Here is a 17,433-nt window from a genome sequence, read left to right on the forward strand (position 1 = left end):
TGGCGCGCCCTGGGATCGCTTCGGCTTCGCCTCGCGATGACGGCCAAAGGAGCCGTTGCGATCGATCGGAGGCAGGAAAAATCGGTCCGTCAGGCCGTTACGGCGCCGCCGACGCGTTCGACGGCGCGTAGGCGCGGATGCCGAGGGGCAGGTCCGCTCCGGGCCGTCGGACAGAGTCGGAGACCGCGTTGTGGCGGGTATCGTCTTTGCCCGGACGCGGGTCCGCACTCGCGCGCACGCTCACCGCATTCCACGGACCGGTGATCTCGAACAATGTGGCCGCGGGCGCCGCACCATCGGCCGAGGCATCCACCCGCGGCTTGATCTCGGCCCGAGCCTGGAAGCGACGGTCGGCCAAGGCGATCCGGCCGTTCAGCGAAGCACCGAGGGTTCGGGAGGCGAGCCGGCCCTCGACGATCTCGCCGACGCCGTCGGCGAACAGCAGCGTCACGGCAGCCTTCTCGAACGGCGTGCGCCCGTTGCGCCGCGCCAGCGCCCCCGGCGCCATCGCCCCGCCACGGTGGATCACATCGGCAAGGTCGAGCCCGGACAGGGCACCGTCCTCGCTCTCGAGGGCAAGCCGACCTGAAACGGAGCGGGCCGCAGCCCCGATATCGTGGCCGGCGGCCTCCAGGACGAGGCTCCCCCGCGTCGCCCCGACCATCCAGCGGGACTGCCCGATCTCGTCCATGAGACCACCGAGATCGAGCCCGTCGAAGCTTCCCTGTGCCTTGATCCGGGTCGGGGCCGCGTCCCCCTCGCCGGTCGCGAAGGAGACGCGGCCCTTGACCATGCCGCCGCTCAGGTTGGCACGGCCGAGGGAGGCTTCGATGCCGTCCTCACGGACGAGGATGCTGGAGGCGAGATCCGTCACGAGCACCGGCCCGATCCGCGCGTTGCCGGCGGAGATCCGCAGGTCGAGATCCCCTCCGATGAACGGTCGCAGGTCGAGCGACCGCGCGCGCCAGGTCGCGTCGTCGGCGTGATCGAAGCCCGTCAGCCGCAGCACGCCAGCGAGGAGGGGGGAGAGGTTGAGTGTCTCGGCGGCGAGCGTGGCTTGCACCGCGGTGCGCTGCGGGCCGAGGACGGCCGAGCCAGCCCCTTCGAGACTGTTGCCGTCGCTGCGGACGGTCACAGTGGGGAACTGGATCTGGCCCGAGTTGGCCTCGAAGCTCCCCTCGACGGAAAAATCTTCGACGAATGGCGAGAGGGGAAGGCGGCCGCCGAGCAGCGCCAGCGTCCCATGGAGCGAGCGCGTCTGGAGTCGACCCGTGCCGGATGCTCTCAGACCGTCCCGCAGGCTGCCGCTGCCCTCGGCGTTTAGTGAACCGGCGGGCCATGTCACAGCGGCGGTGAAGGGGCTCTCGCCGCCGGAGAGAAGCGCGTGGGGCCGCAGGCCGGCGAGCGTGATCCGGGCGCTGCCGTCGTCCCAGCGAAAACCTCCGGTCAGGGCGAGGCTCTCGCTCCAGGCGGGCCAGGAGACCGTGAGATCGACGTTGCGGATCGTGCGAAGCCGCGCGTCCCGCGGGTCGAGGCCCGTGACCGCACAACGTGTCAGGATGACCCTGCGCGGGCGGTCTCCGTCATCACCGGCGATGCTGTGAGTCAGCCGCTCAAAAGCGCCGGACCATCGGGTGTCCCCGGCCGTCTGAGGCAGAGTCACGTCGGCGCCGTCGAGAGTGAGGGAATCGACTTCGACCCGGCCGGTCAGCAGGGCGGCGAGGTCGAGTTGAAGCGACAGGTGTCCGCCCGAGGCGAGAACCGGCCCATCCGCATCGCCTTCGGAAAGACGGATATCGCGGAAGACGACACGCGGGAGCGGAAGCAGCACCACTTCCGTTGGGCCCTTCGCGGCGAGGGTCACGCCCCAGCTCTGCTGCAGCCCCCGGCTCACGAAGCCGGCTGCCGCGGGCACCTCGACCGACCACGGCAGGCAGGCAGCCACCAACGCCGTGGCCAGAAGCCCGAATCCGAGGGCAGAGAGGGTGCGGCGCAGCGACATTACACTCCGTGGGCGGGCGAGGCGGATCGGGTTCGGCCGAGCCGCCTCGGCGTGACGAGCCGTGCGATCCGGATGCTTAGCCGGTTCCGGTCCTTCTGTCTCGCGACCAAGGGCAGACCGGCCCGCAATGCGGTGGATGGTGCGACCCGCCCTGCCGAGCGAGGACGGACGCCGCCCCTCCGACCCGGCGGTCGGTTACGGCTCGGGGATTTTGCATCGCGCACAAATGCGTCGCCGGTTTGACGAAAACCGCCTTGCGTTGCACACCCGATCGCCATCGATCGGGACTGCGGCCGAGCGCCGAGTCGTGAAGCCCGAAGCTTGGCGACGCCCGCGACCGCGGAAGACGAGGAAGGGACGCTGTCGATGAAGAAGGTCTACCCGGATCCGAAGGCGGCGCTCGCCGGCCTGCTGCGCGACGGCATGACGATCATGGCCGGCGGCTTCGGCCTGTGCGGCATTCCGGACGAGCTGATCGACGCGATCCAGGCCTCCGGCGTGAAGGATCTGACCGTCGTCTCCAACAATGCCGGCATCGACGGCGTCGGCTTGGGCAAGCTGCTCGATACCCGCCAGGTGAAGAAGATGATCTCGTCCTATGTCGGCGAGAACAAGGAATTCGCCCGCCAGTATCTCGGCGGCGAGCTTGAGATCGAATTCAACCCTCAGGGCACGCTGGCCGAACGCATTCGCGCCGGCGGCGCCGGCATCCCGGCCTTCTTCACTAAGACCGGCGTCGGCACCAAGGTCGCCGAGGGCAAGGAGGTGCGCGAGTTCGACGGCGAGAGCTACGTGATGGAGCGCGGGCTGTTCGCGGATCTGGCCATCGTCCACGCTTGGAAGGGCGATACCGAGGGCAACCTTGTCTACCGGAAGACGGCGCGCAACTTCAATCCGATGATGGCCACCGCCGCCGAGGTGACGGTGGCGCAGGTCGAGCACCTCGTCGAGCCCGGCGAGATCGACCCCGATCACATCCACACGCCGGGCATCTTCATCGGCCGCATCCTCCATGTGCCGACTCGCGAGAAGCGCATCGAGCAGCGCACCGTGCGCAAGCGCAAGGAGCCGGAGACGGCGGCCGCCGGCGGCGGACAGATCTGAACCGAACAATCGGCCGAGAGGCCGCGAGCGCGACGGTGCGTCGCCGCCGACCGGGGCGGACGGCGCCTCGTCGCTTCCGGCGATGCGCCAAACGAGGGAACGTCGAAAATGGCCTGGACCCGTGAACAGATGGCGGAGCGCGCCGCCAAGGAGCTGCAGGACGGCTTCTACGTGAATCTCGGCATCGGCATCCCGACGCTGGTGTCGAACTACATTCCCGAGCGCATGTCGGTTCAGTTGCAATCCGAGAACGGCATGCTCGGGATGGGGCCGTTCCCCTACGAGGGTGAGGAGGATCCCGACCTCATCAACGCCGGCAAGCAGACCATCACCGCGCTGCCGACCACGAGCTACTTCTCCTCGGCCGACTCGTTCGGGATGATCCGCGGCGGTCACATCGACCTGTCGATCCTCGGCGCGATGCAGGTGGCGCAGAACGGCGACCTCGCCAACTGGATGATCCCCGGCAAGATGGTGAAGGGGATGGGCGGCGCGATGGATCTCGTCGCCGGCGTGAAGAAGGTCGTCGTGGTGATGGAGCACGTCGCCAAGAACAAGGACGGATCCGAGAGCCCCAAGCTTTTGAAGACCTGCGACCTGCCGCTCACCGGCACGCAGGTGGTCGACATGGTGATCACCGATCTCGGCGTCTTCACCATCGACAAGAAGGGCGAGGGCGGCATGACTCTGGTCGAGCTCGCCGACGGCGTCACCGAGGACGAGGTCCGCGCCAAGACCGAAGGCGCCTTCACGGTGGCGCTGAACTGAGATGCGCAAGCCCGGCAGGGGGAGGGCGGCCCGTTTCGGGACGTCTTCCGCCGGCCGCGGGCGGGCATGGCTAAGCAGGCATTAATCGGGATCGTCGAAAGCTTCGCATCGATCGGGACGGCGCCGTGAGAGCGCACCGGTCGGGGAGCTTTTCGCGATACGAAGGTGCGTGTGTATGCGTAGCGTTCCGGGAACGGACAACGTCATCCCCTTTCGCCGCCCGGCTGCGGCGCGGCAGGGAGCCATCGCCTCCGAGTTCGGGGCCGTCGCGGCACCGCGGAGCCGTTCGCGGGCCGACCAGCGCAGCCTGATGGATGCGGTCTACGCCACGGGCAGCCTGCGGGTGGCAGCGGGCGACCGCGAGACCAAGCTGATCGCCTCGCGCCTTCAGGTCTACGGCTTCCTGACCATCGAGGAGATGGGCGAGGACGGCTCGCTGCGCCGCCTGCGTCCGTCAGAGGCGATCCGCGCCCGTTCCGAGCGGCCGTGGCGCCTGTCGAAAGCCGGCTACGGCTCGGGCCTCGCGGTCACGATCCCCTCCGTCGACGACTTCTTGTTTGAGCCGGCTGGCCTTCCGGCCTGATTTTTTCGAGGCTGCGATCGGTGCGCGGCTGTCCACAGGCTCAGGTCCGCTCGCCATCCTCGTCCCTGCCGCCGGTCAGCGCCGTCCCACGCTCGCCACGAAGAAGGCGCCCCTGCATCTCGGCGGCGCGGCGGGCCGATCGCGCGTGTCTCGGTGAGACGGCCTTGGAAGGCGACATGCCCCGCTTGACCGCCAGGAGATCCGGATCCCCCCAGCGCGCCAACAGGGCCTGGAACGCCGCGTGGCGGGCGGGATCGAAGGGGATGCGGCGGCCGAGCCCGTCCTTGTAGGGGTGCGGTGGATGCAGCCCGCCGCAGGGCACGAAGCCCTCAGGGATCGGCATCGTTGCCGCGTGGGTGCGCCTAGCCCGCAGCAGCTCCGGCAGGAGGTGCGTGTGCGGTCCTTCGCGGCTCCTCTCTCCGGGACCGGGAATCGGTGCGGTCACCTCGATCCGGCCGATGCGCGCGCAAAAAATCCGGTGCGGGCTCATTGCCACGAGGCACGGGCCGATCGGATTACCGGGAGCGAAGACCGGCCGCCCGAGGCCCGCACGCAGGCAGGCGATGACCTCCAGGTCGCTCGTGCGCACGCAGGCATCGACCGCCAGCAGCCCGAGACCGAGATCGAACAGGATCGCCTCACGATCCTCCTCGCGCGCCGCCCCCCGATCGGGACCGAGTTCGGTCACGACGCTCCGCCCGCTCATGGCGCAGGCCGATAGGGGCAGGCAGAGCGCCACGGCGTGATTGTAGCCGCCGGAGAAGCCGGTCTCGTAGGCGATGGGCCTGAGATCGGCGCTCGGCGTCAGCGCGATGGCGCCGCGGGCAGTGGCGAGTCCGATCCGCGCATCGGGCAGCGCCCGCACCGGCTCGTCCGCCTTGCGCATGAATTCGGCGAGGGCGCCGAAGCTGCCAAGGCTCCAAGCGACGCTGGCATCGGCCAGGGCATCGCGGAGGAGTGCTTCGACGTCAGCACTCGCTGCCCATGGTCTTCCGCGCGCGCCGATGCCCTGAATCTTCGTGTTTGGGTGGATCCAGGGTCACTCCCACTCGATCGTGCCGGGCGGCTTCGAGGTGATGTCGTAGGTCACCCGGTTGATGCCCTTCACCTCGTTGATGATCCGCGTCGCCACGCGGCCGAGGAAGGCCATGTCGAAGGGGTAGAAATCGGCGGTCATGCCGTCGACGGAGGTGACGGCGCGCAGCGCGCAGACGTGGTCGTAGGTGCGCCCGTCGCCCATCACGCCCACCGTTTTCACCGGCAGGATCACCGCGAAGGCCTGCCAGATCGTGTCGTAGAGGCCGGCCTGCCGGATCTCGTCGAGATAGATCGCGTCGGCCTTGCGCAGGGCCTCCAGCTTCTCGCGGGTGATCGTGCCAGGGCAGCGGATAGCAAGGCCGGGGCCGGGGAAGGGGTGGCGGCCGACGAAGGCCTCGGGCAGGCCGAGCTCACGGCCCAGCAGCCGCACCTCGTCCTTGAACAGCTCGCGCAGCGGCTCGACGAGTCGCATGTTCATGCGCTCGGGCAGGCCACCGACATTGTGGTGGCTCTTGATCGTCACCGAGGGACCGCCGGAGAACGAAACGCTCTCGATCACGTCCGGGTAGAGCGTGCCCTGGGCGAGGAAGGCGGCACCGCCGATCTTCTTGGCCTCGGCCTCGAACACGTCGATGAACAGGCGGCCGATCGTCTTGCGCTTCACCTCCGGGTCATCGACTCCTTCGAGCGCGCCGATGAACAGATCCTGCGCCTGAACGTGGACGAGGGGGATGTTGTAGTGGTCGCGGAACAGGCGCACGACCTCGTCGCCCTCGCCGAGGCGCATCAGCCCGTGGTCGACGAAGACGCAGGTGAGCTGATCGCCGATCGCCTCGTGGATCAGAACGGCCGCGACCGAGGAATCGACGCCGCCGGACAGGCCGCAGATCACCTTCTCCTTGCCGACCTGCTCGCGGATCTTGGCGATCGCCTCCTCGCGGTAGGTGCCCATGGTCCAGTCGCCGGAGCAGCCGGCGATGTCGCGCACGAAGTTGCGGATCAGCAGGGCGCCGTGGGGCGTGTGGTGCACCTCCGGATGGAACTGGACGGCGTAGTAGTGCCGGACTTCGTCCGCGACCGCCGCGAAGGGGGCGTTGCGCGACAGCGCGATGGTGGTGAATCCGTCCGGAAGCTTGGTGACGCGGTCACCGTGGCTCATCCAGACCGGATACTTCTCGCCGACATGCCAGACGCCCTTGAAGAGCGGCGAATCGGATAGGATCTCGACCTCGGCGCGGCCGAACTCGGCATGATGGCCGCCCTCGACTTCGCCGCCGAGCTGGGCCGCCATGGTCTGCTGGCCGTAGCAGATGCCGAAGACCGGCACGCCGGATTCGAAAATTTTTTGCGGCGCGCGCGGCGACAGATCCGTCGTGACCGATTCCGGGCCGCCGGACAGGATCACGCCCTTGGGTCGGTGCTCGTCGAAGGCGGCCTCGGCCTTCGTGAACGGCACGATCTCGCAATAGACGCCCTCCTCGCGCACGCGGCGGGCAATGAGCTGCGTCACCTGGGAGCCGAAATCGACGATCAGGATCTTGTCGTGGTGGGACGTGTCGATGGTCATGCTGCCTCGGGCCTTCTGCGATACCGGTTAGACGAGGCCTCGGGACGGCGCAACGCGCGTGATGACGGGAGCAGGGCCGTCGATCAGGGCGGAGGCAGCAAGTTTTCGACACGAAGCGCCCCAAAACGGAGCGTGTTCCGACCAAGACGAGGCTTCAAACAGGCAGAGAGCTCAGGAAGCCCGCAACCTTCGCCGCGGCAACAACCTCTACCCGAAGGTAAAATCCATCAAATGATCGCTTTAGGCGGCCTCCCGATCTGCGAGAGCACCTGCGATCGGCCTCAGACCACTTCCGTTAATCTGGCGTTCACGGTTTCAGGGCGACACGGCACCCCCTCGAAACGGACAGGAGTCATCCGACCATGAGAGCTGCCCTCTTCGGAATCGCCGTCACGCTCGCAGGTTTCGGCGCCGCCGCGCCGGCCCAGGCCCTTCCCCTTTCCGGTGCCGCTCCGCTGTCTGACGGCCTCTTCCAGCAGGCTCAGTACAGCCGCCGTGTCATTCGCGGCCCGCGCTGCAAGACCGTCGTCACCAAGCGCCGCGGCCGTTTCGGCCGGGTGGTCGTCACCCGCGAGCGCCGCTGCTTCTGATCAGCGCTTTCTCACGCCGAACGACGAACGGCCCCCGGAGACGGGGGCCGTTTCTGTTTGGATCGAACGCCGACACGTGGATGCAAGGTGCGGCGCGCCGCTCGCGTCCGGGCGACAGCCCGCGAACCTCATCGATCTGCGGTCACGAGGCCGAGATACGATCAGTGCCGGAGGCAACCTGCCGCAACCATGCGGCGCGATCCGAACAAAACGCGTCGACACGAGCTTGTGGCCCAGTATTCCGGTTGAGATTTGATTCATCTCATTGATGAAATGCGTCCAATCATAGATTGTGCTGACCGCGCCTGCTCCCACCATCGCATGTATCGGCGCGGCCGTTCGCACGCGCACGTGTCGGGTGGCCCCTCAGGTGTCCCTGACTGCATCGAAGGAAATGCCCCGATGCTGCGGATGTGGCCGATCAGGATCGTTGCGTCGGCCGTGGCGTTTTGCGCCGCGCTCCCGATTGCCGTCGAATCCGCGCATGCGTGCTCGCGCTTCGTCTATCTCGGACAGGACGGCAAGATTTTCACGGCCCGGTCGATGGACTGGGCCCGGCCGATCCAAACCAGTCTCTACATCCTGCCGCGAGGCATGGAGCGCAACGGTGAGGTCGGACCAAACTCGATCCGGTGGACGTCGAAGTACGGATCTTTGGTCGCGACGGCGTTCGACAACTCCACCTCCGACGGCGCGAACGAACCGGGGCTGAACGTCAATATTCTCTGGCTCGAAGAATCGCAGTACCCCGCCTTCGACGGCACCGGTCGGCCCGGTCTCGCAGTGTCGGCGTGGGCGCAATACGCTCTCGACAACTTCGCGACGGTCGCTGAAGCGGTGGCCGCGTTGGAGAAGCAGCCCTTCACGCTCGTGACCGGCATGATCCCCGGCACCGACATCACGACGAACGTCCATCTGTCGCTGTCCGACTCGAGCGGGGACAGCGCCATCATCGAGTACATCAACGGCAAGCAAGTCATTCATCACGGTCGGCAATACCAAGTGATGACCAATTCACCGACCTACGACCAGCAACTCGCTCTCGCCTCATACTGGTCTCAGATCGGCGGCACTGTGATGCTGCCTGGTACGAGCCGTGCCTCCGACCGCTTCGCTCGCGCCGCCTTCTACGTCAAATCGATTCCGCCGACCGGCGCCCCCGACCGGCTCCTGGCCAGCGTGTACGGGATCATCCGCAACATCTCCGTGCCGCTCGGGGTCTCGACGCCGGATCAACCGGATATCTCATCGACGCGCTGGCGCACCGTCTTCGATCACAAGCGCCGCTTGTATTTCTTCGAATCCGCGCTGTCGCCGAACACGTTCTGGACCGACCTCAACCAGATCGATTTCTCGCAGGAGACGGGAAAAGTGATGAAGCTCGACCTCGGGGTCGATGAGGCCAATGTCTTCGCCGGCGACGCGACACGATCCTATCGCGAAGCCAAGCCTTTTCCGTTTGCCGGCCTGCCGCAATAGAGCTGCATCCGATCAGGCGCGGCTGTCGGTGCGCCGTCCCGAGGACGGAGTTCGGCCTGTCCTAAAGCATCGTCCCGAAAGGTAGCCACCGGCTTTCGGAAAAAGACGATGCACGAACAAGAGGAGAGAGCATCGTGCTGGATCTGATATCCAGCACGATGCTCTAAGACTTCAACAGGCCGTGGCCGCGCATCCAGGCCATGAACAGGGCGGGCCAGGCCGCCGCCGGACTGCCCGGTACGCCGAGCCCGAAACCGTGGCCGCCGCGCTCGAACAGGTGCATCTCCGCCGGCACCTTCGCCGCGCGCAGGGCCGCGTACATCAGCAGGGGATGGTCGGTGACCGCGATCCGGTCGTCGGAGGCCTGGACCATGAAGACCGGCGGCGTCCGCTCGTTGACCTGAACCTCCACCGAGTAGGCCCGCCGCCGCGCATCCGGCGGATCGTCGCCCACGAGCACCCGGCGGCTCGACATGGTGCGGTCGAACGGCGCCCGCATGGTGATGATCGGATAGATCAGCCCGGCGAAGGAGGGGCGGGCACTCAGGCCGTCTGCATCGTCCATGTCGTCGTAGAGATCCTGCTCGGCATCGGTCGCGGTCACGCCCATCAGGTGGCCGCCCGCGGAGAAGCCGAGCACGCCGATCCGGTCGGGATCGAGGCCGTATTCCTCCGCCTTCCAGCGGATCAGGCGCATGGCCCGCTGCGCGTCCTGGCGGGGCGCGTCGGGGCCGTCGCGCCATTCCTCGCTCGGGAGACGGTAGACCAGGACGAAGGCGGTGATGCCGGCGCGCGCCAGCCATTGTCCGACCGGAAGGCCCTCGTTGCCGATGTCGATGCGCAAATAACCGCCGCCCGCGGCGATCAGGACGCCCGCCCCGTTCGGGCGCTGGGGCCGGATGACGAGGAGGCAAGGGCGCGCCACGGCGGTGATGACGCCGGTCAAGGTCTCGTCGAAGCGGTATTCCGAGCGGAACGGTCCGCCGCCCCCCGGCGGCAGATCCGGCCACAGGTCGATGACGTCGAGATCGGAGCCGGGCGCGGCCTTCGGCAAGGGCTGGACGACCTCGCCGGTCTGCGGACGGACCGGCAGCCGGAGAGCCGGTGGCAGGTCCGGCTGCTGCGCCCGCGCCCCGGCTCCTGCTAGCACCGTCGCCGTGCCTGCCAGGAGGGCTCGCCGATGGAGCGTCATGGTCTCGGCCTCGCCGTCATCGAAACTCCCGCTGCGGCACCGCGCAGGAATCTCGTCCGTGACGGCAGCCCCGCATGTCCGGCACGCGGCTGCCGAGACAACGGCGAAGGCGCGAGACCGATCCGCGTTCGAATCAACTTTTGCGTGTCATCGTCGCGACATAGAAGCCGTCGGTGCCGGTGAGCGCCGGGCTCATCTGGATACCGCGCGCCGTCCGGCGGACCCGCTCGTCGAGACCTGGAACGGGGGCGAGATCGGTCGCCGTCGCCTGGATCGCGGGGCCGGCACGCCGGAGCAGACCGTCCACGGCGGCGTCGTTCTCCTCGGGCAGGAGGGAGCAGGTGACGTAGACCAGGGTGCCGCCCGGCCGCAGGAGTTTGGCCGCGCGGTCGAGCACTTCGGCCTGCTCGGCCAGCCGGCCAGCGAGGCTGCCCGGCCGCAGGCGCCACTTGGCGTCAGGGTTGCGGCGCCACGTGCCGGTGCCGGTGCAGGGCGCATCGACCAGCACCCGATCGACCGTTCCGTCGAGATCAGCCAGCACGTCCGCGCGCGCCTTGCCGGTGCGCGGGGTGCGGACCTCCACCTCCGCGCCCGAGCGGCGCAGGCGCTCGTGGATCGGCGCGAGGCGGCGCGGATCGGCATCGGTGGCGATGATCCGGGCGGCGTTGCCGGTGATCGCGGCGAGCGCCAGAGACTTGCCGCCCCCGCCCGCGCAGAGATCGACGATCGTCTCGCCCGGCCGCGCCCCTACGAGCAGGCTCGCGATTTGCGAGCCCTCGTCCTGGATCTCGAACCCGCCCTCGAGAAACAGCGGATCGACGTGCAGCGCCGGGCCGCGCCCATCCTCGCCGAGCGGAATGCGAAGGCCCAGCGGCGAGAGCGGCGTCGCCTCGGGCATCAGGTCGGCGAGCGCCGCAAGCGCGGCGTCGCGATCCTGCTTCAGGGTGTTGGCGCGGATGTCGAGCGGCGCCCGGCGGCCGAGCGCCCGCAACTCGGGCAGCAGCGCATCGCCGAACAAGGCAGCCAGCGAGGGCAGCACGAAGGCCGGTGCATCGCCCGCGACCTCGGGCGGCGCGTCAGCGAGGCTTCCCTCCGCCAGCCGCTTCCGCTCGTCCTCGGTCAGGGGAGGGGGGGCGAAGCGCGCGCCGTCGAACAGCGAGGCGATGCTCGGCTCGGCGAGGCCCCGCTGCAGGCGCAGCATGCCGATGACGATGGCGCGGCCGGTCTCGCCGCCCATGATCCAGGCGGCCGAGGCCCGGCGCCGCAGGCCGTCATAGACGAGGCTCGCGATCGCCGCGCGGTCGCCGGAGCCGGCGAAGCGGTGGGCGAGGCCCCAATCCTTGAGGGCGTCGGCGGCTGGGCGGCGACGTGCGGCGATGTCGTCGAGGATCTCGATGGCGGCGGAGAGGCGAGCGGAGGGGGTCAGGATCGGCTCCGGAAACGTTTCGTTAAACTTGCCACCGTGCGGCCACGCTTGGACCCGCGGCCCGACACGTTACGGCCGAGCTTCCGGCTCTTTGCCCGTCCAGAACGGCACGATGGCCCCGTCCGTCAAGGACATGTGAGGAAAGGACCCTCGGATGCCGTCCCTGAAGCCCGTCATCTGCGCCGGCCTGCTGGCGCTCACACTCGCCGCCTGCTCTACCGCTCCGGCCGCGCCCGCCCTCGATCCGGTGCCCCCGCCCGCGCCCCGGCCCGACGCCAAGACGCAGCTCGAATACGGCAACCCGCCGCCGATCGGGCGCGGCCGCTACTGAGCCGAGGCAAAAGCGGGGCGGCTCAGGCCGCCTCGCGGGCGCGCCGATGCTCGTAGGCCTTGAGGTGCGTCAGCACCCTGTCGAGCACCGGCGTCTCGACGCCCTTGGCCCGTCCGCGCTCGATCAGGTCGCCGATGATATGATCAGCCTCGATGCGGGCGCCCCCCTCGATGTCGCGCAGCATTGAGGCGGTCATGGCCGAGCCCTCCGCCGTCAGCATCTTGCGGGCGCCGGCAAACACCTTCTCGCGCGCGGCGTTTCCGTTGGCGCCGGCCACCGCCTGACACTCGTCGTGCAGCGCCTCGATGTAGGCCCGGCCGCCGGGTGCCGCGACGATGTCGCCAAGCGCCGAGCGCATCGACGTCGTCGCGCCCGCGAGCGTCGCGAGGAAACCCCATTTCTCCCACATCTCCAGCAGGATCTTGTCGCTGGAACGCGGCTGGAAGCGCACGCCCTCCATCTGCGCCTCGATCCGCCCGAGCCGCTCGGAGCGGCTGCCGTCGCGTTCGCCGTAGGTGAGACTGTGCAGGTCCGTCATCTGGCGGATCGCACCGTCGCGCGTCAGCGTCGCGACGATGCCGCAGCTCCCGCCCAACACTCGCTCCGCGCCGTAGGCCCGATCCAGCACGTCGAGATGGCGCAGGCCGTTGAGGATCGGCAGCACCGCCGTGCCGGGTCCGACGGCGGGCGCGACATCCGCCACCGCCGCGTCGAGGTCGTAGGCCTTCGCGGAGAGGAGCACGAGGTCGAACGGGCCGGCGCCGCCGAGTCGGTCGGCCGTCACCGTCTGCGGGCGCGCGATGTGCAGGTCACCCACCGGGCTGAGAACCCGCAGGCCGTCCGCGGCGAGCCGCTCGGCACGCGCCGGACGCACGAGGAAGGTCACGTCCCGCCCGGCTTCCGCCAGCCGCGCCCCGAAATAGCCGCCGGTCGCGCCGGCCCCGACCACGAGAATCCGCATCGTTCTCCCCTTTGGTTGCGTCCTCACATATCGCGAAGTCCCGTCTCCCGCACCCCGCCGGATTTGCGATCCGGTCACCTGTTTTCGTGATCGCGCGGCCCTTCACTCCAACAGATCTGGAGTCGCGACCGGGCTACGGCTAAGCTTGGTTCCACCAGACGACCTCTGCATTCCGCACCGGCGATTTCTGGCTTCCGCGGATTTCGCCATGCGTACCCTCTCGATCCTCGTTGCTCTGGCCGCGGGACTGCTTCCCGTTCTCGGCGCGCCTGCCGCCTCGGCCGGCGAACGCCAGCCGTTCGAAGTGGTGAAGGGTTGGGAGGTCGAGCGCACCATCGGCGATACCAGCGCCAATCCTTGCCTGATGACCCATGCCTACGAGGACCAGGACGACAACAACGCCGCCAATGCGGTGGTGTTCGCCCTGCGGGGTTCGTCGGCCGCGCTGGTGCTGGTCTATCAGGGCTGGAACTTCGACAAGGAAGAGCCGATCAAGGTGCCGCTCTTCCTCGATAAGAAGCCGATCAAGGTGAAGACGACCTGGATCGGGGACGGGAAGACCCTGCGCACGCAACTGCCCGACAGCGTCGTGCCCGACCTGCTCGCGGCCAAGACGGTGATCCTGCGCTTCGAGGACAGCGACGCGGATTTCCGGATCCCGAATTTCGCGGCCGGCTACGAATCGCTGCGACGCTGCGATGCCACGCCGGCCACGGCAATCGTCCCTCAGCCGGGCCAACCCGGAACCGCTGCGCTTCAGGCCGCGCCGGCTCAGCCGCCCGCGCCGTCTCAGCAGCGGATCGCAGCCTACGTCGTCGGGCTGTCGGTGCAGCGGGTGCTGAAGGAATGCGACGTAAGCTCGACGGGGAAGCAGCGCGCCGCCGTCGATGCCAAAATGGCCGCGCTTCAGCCCGAGATGGCACCGCTGGAAGCGCAGCTTCGAAGCGAACTGAAGCGCAACGGCGAAACCTGCCCCCCAGCGGACAAGCAGGCCGACTTCCAGGAGGTCCTGCGCAAGATGATCGAGCTGAGTCCGGAAGATTTCGTCGCGGTTCTCGAGAAGCCACCCGCGGCCGACAATGCGGCGAAAGCGGCGCCCGATTCGAAGCTTTGAACAGGTGATCCTCCCGAAGGCGGGCCACCGGCTTTCGGGATCGGCCAGCGGGACGGCGCATGCTTTGCCTTATCCTGCCGATGCAGGATTGCTGTGCGAGCGCTTGGACGCCGCCAGGTCCATAAGGCAAGACGGTCGAACCGTCTGGCGAGAGCAGACTTCACCGCTCTCCGCTACCCCGCAAAACCCTGTGCGGGATGCGCTCTTCGAGGCTGGCTGCGATGGCGGCCTGCGGCTAGGCTTCGTCGGCCGGCGAGCTGTCCCGCGTTCCGCGGGCGGCTCGGGCCGGTCGTCCCCGCGGAGATGTCGCGTGCGCCTCTCACTCGTCACGGCAGCGATGCTGGCGACGCTCCTCGGCGGCCCGTTGACCGCCGCGGACCGCGCATCGTTCGCGCCCGTCGGCGATTGGGCGATCGAGCGCCGTCCCGGCCCATCCGACGCACCTGCCTGCCGGATGACCCGCACCGAGCGGGACGCCCAGGGCGAGATCAGGCGGCTGGTGATCGTCTCCCTCGATCGCGGTGGTCTCAGCCTGGCGGTCGCGGACAGGAACTGGGATTTCCCGGCAGGCGAGCGTTTCGCCGTACCGATGCTCCTCAATGGCAAGCCGGCCGGGACGACGCTGATCTGGACCGGCGACGGCCAGATCCTGCGCACGCCGCTGCCGGAAACGATCGTGCCGGATCTGCTGAGCGCGCGGGCGCTGGCGCTTCGCTTCGCCGAAGGCGATATGGCCGTGGCCATCCCCGATCTCGCGGCCGCCGTCGCCGCCCTGCGGCTGTGCGCGACCGGAGCGGCAAGCCAGCCCACGGTGGCGGTGGAGCCTCCGCTGCCGCCGAAGGCACGGATGGCGACCTACACGGTGGGGCTCGCCCTTCAGGGCGTGCTACGGACTTGCAACGTGGCCGCAACCGATGCGCAGCGTGAAGCGGTCGAAGCCAGGATGGCCGCGCTCCGGCCCGAGATGGCCCCCTTTGAGGCGGCGATGCGCGCGCAGGTGACGAAGTCGCGTGGCTTTGCCTGCCCCACCGCCGACAGGGAGGCGGAGTTTCAGGAGGCCTTGCGCCGTTTCATCACCCTCAGCCCGGACGAGTTCGCAAACGTGATCGACCGGCAGGCAGAGGCCGCACCGGGCCCCCCGGTCGCGAAGCCATAGAGCGTCACCTCGAGAGGTGACGATCGAATTCCGGGAAAGGATGACGCAAAACACGAGGCGAGCGCGCGGCGGGCGAAGAACCTGGCGCCACTTGATTCATGTCATTGCGAAAAAGCATCTGCCAAGGAAATCTTCTTTGGCGACCGGCGAAATTTCCGCCTCGTCCCGGAGCGGCGGCAATTGATCTCCGTCGGGCGTATTCCTCCCAAGACTTGCTCTCCGCAGCCACATCAGGGATGCGGAGATTTTTTTAATTTCGGAAGAGACTTTCTATCACCCAATTAATCTTCAATAATTTTTAAAGCTTGGCGTTCGCTTACGCTTGTCGGCTCGCGGAGGCTGACGATGCGGCACACTCTCTCACCGCCCCCGGCCACGGCACGGGATCGGGCCATCGCCGCCACGCTCTGCATGATGATCCTACTGGAATGCGTGATCCTGCTCATCAGCATGATCTGGCTCTGAGGCGGATTCCGCACGGCCCCGTCCGAGAGCATCGTCCCGAATGGTGGGGCCCGGCTTTCAAAGAAAGCGACGCAAAAACACCACGCGAGAGCATCGTCCGGAATTCAAGATCCCGGACGATGCTCAGGCGGTCTCGTCAGGCCCGGCTCGGATAGTTCGGGCTCTCGCGGGTGATCGTCACGTCGTGGACGTGGCTCTCGCGCAGGCCCGCATTGGTGATGCGCACGAACTGGGCCCGCTCCTGGAAGTCCGGAACGGTGGCCGCGCCGACATAGCCCATCGCCGCCCGCAGGCCGCCGGCGAGTTGGTGCAGCACCGCCGCGACCGGGCCCTTGTAGGGCACCTGCCCCTCGATGCCTTCCGGCACGAGCTTGTGGGTGTCGCTGACCTCAGCCTGGAAGTAGCGATCCGCCGAGCCGCGGGCCATGGCGCCCACCGAGCCCATGCCGCGGTAGCTCTTGTAGGAGCGGCCCTGGTAGAGGAACACCTCGCCCGGCGCCTCGTCGGTGCCTGCGAGCAGCGAGCCCAGCATGGCGACGGAAGCGCCCGCGGCGATCGCCTTGGCGAGGTCACCGGAGAACTTGATGCCGCCGTCGGCGATCACCGGGACATCGGCGCCCTGCGCCGCCTCCACCGCCTCCATCAGCGCCGTGAGCTGAGGCACGCCGACGCCCGCGACGATGCGGGTGGTGCAGATCGAGCCCGGTCCGATACCGACCTTGATCGCATCGGCGCCGGCATCGATCAGGGCGCGGGCACCCTCGGCCGTCGCGACGTTGCCGGCGATGATCTGCACGGCGTTGGAGAGTTGCTTCACCCGCGCGACGCTGTCGAGGACCTTGCGCGAATGGCCGTGGGCGGTGTCGACCACGATCACGTCGCAGCCCGCATCGATCAGGCGCTCGGCCCGCTCGAAGCCGGAATCTCCCGTCGTCGTGGCAGCGGCGACCCGCAGCCGGCCCTGCTCGTCCTTGACGGCGCTGGGATAGGCAACCTGCTTCTCGATGTCCTTGACTGTGATGAGGCCGATGCAGCGGTAGTGGTCGTCGACGACGAGCAGCTTCTCGATGCGGAACTGGTGCAGCAGCCGCTTGGCCTCGTCCTGGGTCACGCCCTCGCGCACGGTGATGAGCCGGTCGCGGGTCATCAGCTCGGCGACCGGCTGGCCGATATTGGTGGCGAAGCGTACGTCGCGGTTCGTGAGGATGCCGACGAGTTTTCCGCGCGAACCGTTGGGCCCGCGCTCGACCACCGGGATGCCGGAGATCCGGTTCTTCTTCATCACCTCGAAGGCGTCGGCGAGCGTCTCGTCGGGATGGATCGTGATCGGGTTGAGCACCATGCCCGACTCGTACTTCTTGACGAGGCGGACCTGCTCGGCCTGCTCGGCCGGCTCGAGGTTGCGGTGGATGACGCCCAGTCCGCCGTTCTGCGCCATGGCGATCGCCATCGGCGCCTCGGTCACCGTGTCCATCGCCGAGGCGATGATCGGCAGGTTGAGCCGGATCGTGCGGGTGAGGCGAGTCGCGACGTCGACCTCGGTCGGCATGACCGAGGAGGCGGCGGGGCGCAGCAGCACGTCGTCGAAGGTGAGGCCCTCGATGATCGTGTCAGCGCTGATACGGGCCATGGAAACCAACTCCGGAGACGGGTGTTG

General features: G+C 68.2%; 15 protein-coding genes. 8 read left to right on the plus strand and 7 right to left on the minus strand.

The window, feature by feature from the left end:
• Positions 1 to 97: 97 nt before the first annotated feature.
• A complete protein-coding gene (locus tag LPC10_RS14540; RefSeq protein WP_231342764.1) occupies positions 98 to 2,002 on the minus strand; it encodes an AsmA family protein in 1,905 nt (634 codons plus the stop codon).
• Positions 2,003 to 2,368: 366 nt separating this feature from the next.
• Between LPC10_RS14540 and LPC10_RS14545 the strand changes: the two genes are divergently transcribed.
• From LPC10_RS14545 to LPC10_RS14555, 3 genes are all read left to right on the plus strand, one after another.
• A complete protein-coding gene (locus tag LPC10_RS14545) occupies positions 2,369 to 3,106 on the plus strand; it encodes a CoA transferase subunit A (RefSeq protein WP_231347054.1) in 738 nt (245 codons plus the stop codon).
• A 108-nt stretch (positions 3,107 to 3,214) separates the two neighbouring features.
• Positions 3,215 to 3,874, plus strand: coding sequence for a 3-oxoacid CoA-transferase subunit B (locus tag LPC10_RS14550; RefSeq protein WP_231342766.1), 660 nt, complete (start codon positions 3,215 to 3,217; stop codon positions 3,872 to 3,874).
• A 175-nt stretch (positions 3,875 to 4,049) separates the two neighbouring features.
• Positions 4,050 to 4,457 carry a hypothetical protein gene (locus LPC10_RS14555; RefSeq protein WP_231342773.1) on the plus strand — a complete coding sequence of 136 codons (408 nt, stop codon included), beginning with the start codon at positions 4,050 to 4,052 and terminating at the stop codon, positions 4,455 to 4,457.
• 40 nt (positions 4,458 to 4,497) lie between these two features.
• On the opposite strand, the gene LPC10_RS14560 is transcribed toward LPC10_RS14555, so the two are convergent.
• The gene (locus LPC10_RS14560) at positions 4,498 to 5,343 is read right to left on the minus strand and encodes a hypothetical protein (protein WP_231342775.1); all 846 of its coding nucleotides are present in this window, start codon (positions 5,341 to 5,343) and stop codon (positions 4,498 to 4,500) included.
• 153 nt (positions 5,344 to 5,496) lie between these two features.
• The gene (gene guaA, locus LPC10_RS14565; RefSeq protein WP_231342777.1) at positions 5,497 to 7,062 is read right to left on the minus strand and encodes a glutamine-hydrolyzing GMP synthase; all 1,566 of its coding nucleotides are present in this window, start codon (positions 7,060 to 7,062) and stop codon (positions 5,497 to 5,499) included.
• Between the two features lie 362 nt (positions 7,063 to 7,424).
• Here guaA and LPC10_RS14570 point away from each other — a divergent pair, with 362 nt between their 5' ends.
• Entirely contained in the window at positions 7,425 to 7,652 is a 228-nt protein-coding gene (locus LPC10_RS14570; protein ID WP_108940776.1) for a hypothetical protein, read from the plus strand.
• Positions 7,653 to 8,054: 402 nt separating this feature from the next.
• Positions 8,055 to 9,131: a linear amide C-N hydrolase gene (locus tag LPC10_RS14575; protein WP_231342778.1), complete on the plus strand. Its 1,077-nt coding sequence runs from the start codon at positions 8,055 to 8,057 to the stop codon at positions 9,129 to 9,131.
• Between the two features lie 163 nt (positions 9,132 to 9,294).
• On the opposite strand, the gene LPC10_RS14580 is transcribed toward LPC10_RS14575, so the two are convergent.
• Both LPC10_RS14580 and LPC10_RS14585 read right to left on the minus strand, forming a co-directional pair.
• Complete coding sequence (locus tag LPC10_RS14580; protein WP_231342780.1) at positions 9,295 to 10,323, minus strand: alpha/beta hydrolase; 1,029 nt, start codon at positions 10,321 to 10,323, stop codon at positions 9,295 to 9,297.
• 133 nt (positions 10,324 to 10,456) lie between these two features.
• Complete coding sequence (locus tag LPC10_RS14585; RefSeq protein ID WP_231347055.1) at positions 10,457 to 11,749, minus strand: RsmB/NOP family class I SAM-dependent RNA methyltransferase; 1,293 nt, start codon at positions 11,747 to 11,749, stop codon at positions 10,457 to 10,459.
• Between the two features lie 154 nt (positions 11,750 to 11,903).
• Between LPC10_RS14585 and LPC10_RS14590 the strand changes: the two genes are divergently transcribed.
• Positions 11,904 to 12,080, plus strand: coding sequence for a hypothetical protein (locus LPC10_RS14590; RefSeq protein ID WP_231342781.1), 177 nt, complete (start codon positions 11,904 to 11,906; stop codon positions 12,078 to 12,080).
• A gap of 22 nt (positions 12,081 to 12,102) precedes the next feature.
• On the opposite strand, the gene panE is transcribed toward LPC10_RS14590, so the two are convergent.
• Entirely contained in the window at positions 12,103 to 13,041 is a 939-nt protein-coding gene (gene panE, locus LPC10_RS14595; RefSeq protein WP_231342783.1) for a 2-dehydropantoate 2-reductase, read from the minus strand.
• 208 nt (positions 13,042 to 13,249) lie between these two features.
• Here panE and LPC10_RS14600 point away from each other — a divergent pair, with 208 nt between their 5' ends.
• Together LPC10_RS14600 and LPC10_RS14605 are read left to right on the plus strand one after the other, a co-directional pair.
• Positions 13,250 to 14,155 (plus strand): hypothetical protein, encoded by a 906-nt coding sequence (locus tag LPC10_RS14600; RefSeq protein ID WP_231342784.1) that lies wholly within the window; start codon positions 13,250 to 13,252, stop codon positions 14,153 to 14,155.
• Between the two features lie 337 nt (positions 14,156 to 14,492).
• The gene (locus tag LPC10_RS14605) at positions 14,493 to 15,311 is read left to right on the plus strand and encodes a hypothetical protein (RefSeq protein WP_231342785.1); all 819 of its coding nucleotides are present in this window, start codon (positions 14,493 to 14,495) and stop codon (positions 15,309 to 15,311) included.
• A gap of 601 nt (positions 15,312 to 15,912) precedes the next feature.
• Here the strand turns inward: LPC10_RS14605 and guaB are convergent.
• Entirely contained in the window at positions 15,913 to 17,406 is a 1,494-nt protein-coding gene (gene guaB, locus LPC10_RS14610) for an IMP dehydrogenase (RefSeq protein WP_183666523.1), read from the minus strand.
• Between the last annotated feature and the right edge of the window lie 27 nt (positions 17,407 to 17,433).

It is taken from the genome of Methylorubrum sp. B1-46 (assembly GCF_021117295.1).
Taxonomy (GTDB): domain Bacteria; phylum Pseudomonadota; class Alphaproteobacteria; order Rhizobiales; family Beijerinckiaceae; genus Methylobacterium.

Coding starts and splice junctions, on each gene's coding strand:
- LPC10_RS14570 (WP_108940776.1), top strand. CDS start 7,425: ATGAGAGCTGCCCTCTTCGGAATCGCCGTCACGCTCGCAGGTTTCGGC.
- LPC10_RS14575 (WP_231342778.1), top strand. CDS start 8,055: ATGCTGCGGATGTGGCCGATCAGGATCGTTGCGTCGGCCGTGGCGTTT.
- LPC10_RS14560 (WP_231342775.1), bottom strand. CDS start 5,343: ATGCGCAAGGCGGACGAGCCGGTGCGGGCGCTGCCCGATGCGCGGATC.
- LPC10_RS14590 (WP_231342781.1), top strand. CDS start 11,904: ATGCCGTCCCTGAAGCCCGTCATCTGCGCCGGCCTGCTGGCGCTCACA.
- panE (WP_231342783.1), bottom strand. CDS start 13,041: ATGCGGATTCTCGTGGTCGGGGCCGGCGCGACCGGCGGCTATTTCGGG.
- LPC10_RS14600 (WP_231342784.1), top strand. CDS start 13,250: ATGCGTACCCTCTCGATCCTCGTTGCTCTGGCCGCGGGACTGCTTCCC.
- LPC10_RS14540 (WP_231342764.1), bottom strand. CDS start 2,002: ATGTCGCTGCGCCGCACCCTCTCTGCCCTCGGATTCGGGCTTCTGGCC.
- LPC10_RS14605 (WP_231342785.1), top strand. CDS start 14,493: ATGCTGGCGACGCTCCTCGGCGGCCCGTTGACCGCCGCGGACCGCGCA.
- LPC10_RS14555 (WP_231342773.1), top strand. CDS start 4,050: ATGCGTAGCGTTCCGGGAACGGACAACGTCATCCCCTTTCGCCGCCCG.
- guaA (WP_231342777.1), bottom strand. CDS start 7,062: ATGACCATCGACACGTCCCACCACGACAAGATCCTGATCGTCGATTTC.
- LPC10_RS14545 (WP_231347054.1), top strand. CDS start 2,369: ATGAAGAAGGTCTACCCGGATCCGAAGGCGGCGCTCGCCGGCCTGCTG.
- guaB (WP_183666523.1), bottom strand. CDS start 17,406: ATGGCCCGTATCAGCGCTGACACGATCATCGAGGGCCTCACCTTCGAC.
- LPC10_RS14580 (WP_231342780.1), bottom strand. CDS start 10,323: ATGACGCTCCATCGGCGAGCCCTCCTGGCAGGCACGGCGACGGTGCTA.
- LPC10_RS14550 (WP_231342766.1), top strand. CDS start 3,215: ATGGCCTGGACCCGTGAACAGATGGCGGAGCGCGCCGCCAAGGAGCTG.